The organism is Mesorhizobium sp. B1-1-5 (genome assembly GCF_006443065.1).
Classification (GTDB): domain Bacteria; phylum Pseudomonadota; class Alphaproteobacteria; order Rhizobiales; family Rhizobiaceae; genus Mesorhizobium.
In genome coordinates, this window is sequence record NZ_VFWS01000359.1 from 1 (window position 1) to 1,489 (window position 1,489).

A 1,489-nucleotide genomic window follows, 5' to 3' on the forward strand; every position below is an offset into this window, starting at 1 on the left:
GTCCTCGAACACCGCCTCGATGATCAGGTCACTATCGGCGAGGTCGGAATAGTCGGTGGAGCCCTTGAATTGAGCGAGGCGTTGGCGCCTGGCATCTTCGGTCAAGGAGCCGCGCGAAACGGAGGCGGCATAATTCTTGTCGATCATGCCGAGCCCGCGCTGCAAGGCTTCCTCGCTGGTCTCCAATAAGGTGACTGGAAAACCGCCATTGGCGAAGGCCATGGCGATGCCGCCGCCCATCGTGCCGGCGCCGATGACGCCGACGCGGGCGATCCTGCGCCGGACAAGGTCCTTGCCCGGGATCTTTGCGGCTTCACGCTCGGCGAAGAACAGATGCCGCTGCGCCCGCGACTGATCGCCGGCAACCAGCTTCATGAACAGCGCGCGTTCGGCAGCCAGAGCTTCCTCGAACGACATCGTGACGGTGTTGCGCACCGCTTGCGCGCAAGCGATCGGTGCGTCGAGGCCGCGCGCCTTCCTGGCGAGATCCGCCGCCTCGGCATCGAAAGCGGCCAGCTCGGTTTTCTTGATCTCGTCATCGCGATCGCGCACCGGCGTGAACGGCCCGCCCTTGCGAGCGATCTCCCTGGCGAAGTTCACGGCATGCGTGATCACGTTACTCTCGAACACAGCATCGACCAGTCCGGCTTCATGCGCCTCATCAGCACCGACCAGCGCACCGGAAACGATCATCCTGAGCGCTTTGATCGCGCCGACGAGGCGCGGCAGCCGCACCGTGCCGCCGCCGCCCGGCAGCAGTCCAAGCTTCACCTCGGGCAGGCCGAGCCTGGCGTCGGCATCGGCAACGCGGAAGTGACAGCCGAGCGCCAGCTCCAGCCCGCCGCCCAGCGCGGTGCCGTGGATGGCGGCGACCGTAGGTTTGGCGATGGTTTCCAGCGTCCCAATGATGGCACGCAGCTCGGGCTGTTGCACCGGCTTGCCGAATTCGGTGATGTCGGCGCCGGCCACGAAGGTCCGGCCCGCGCACGCGACGACGATGGCTCCGACCGATGCGTCGTCACGCAAGGCAGCCAGCGCGTGCATCAGTGGTTCGCGGACATGAAAGCTCAGCGCGTTGACCGGCGGATTGTCGATGGCGACGATGGCGACGTCGCTGTCCCTGGCGACGCTGACAAAATTGGACAAGTTGACCCTCCCGACACCGGCTGCGATCCGGAGGGTTTACTAGGCTGCGCCGCGAATGGGAACCGCGTGCCGCACTGGCACAGGACTTGTCAGGACAGGCTGTAAGACGGCACGCTGGCGAGTTGCGGTTGAAGAGAAGCGAATATCACCGCACCGCCTTCTCCCCGCCTGCCGCCGTGATGACGCCGACTATGATCAGCCCGGTCAAAAGCAGGCGCACGCCGGCGCTGACGCCGAATGTGTTGAGCATGGTCAAAAGCAGCACCAGGAACAGCGCCGCGCCCCAGACGCCGGGCACATTGGCCTTGCCGCCGGCCACCGAGGTGCCGCCGATGACCACCAC

The 1,489-nt window shown here is 65.7% G+C and carries 1 protein-coding gene and 1 pseudogene; both read right to left on the bottom strand.

The features are described from left to right. A partial coding sequence (locus FJ980_RS31335) for an enoyl-CoA hydratase-related protein (RefSeq protein ID WP_181181373.1) occupies positions 1-1,146 on the bottom strand: 1,146 nt, incomplete at its 3' end. A 145-nt stretch (positions 1,147-1,291) separates the two neighbouring features. Further along, a pseudogene (locus FJ980_RS31340) lies at positions 1,292-1,489 on the bottom strand (ABC transporter permease); the annotation flags it as partial.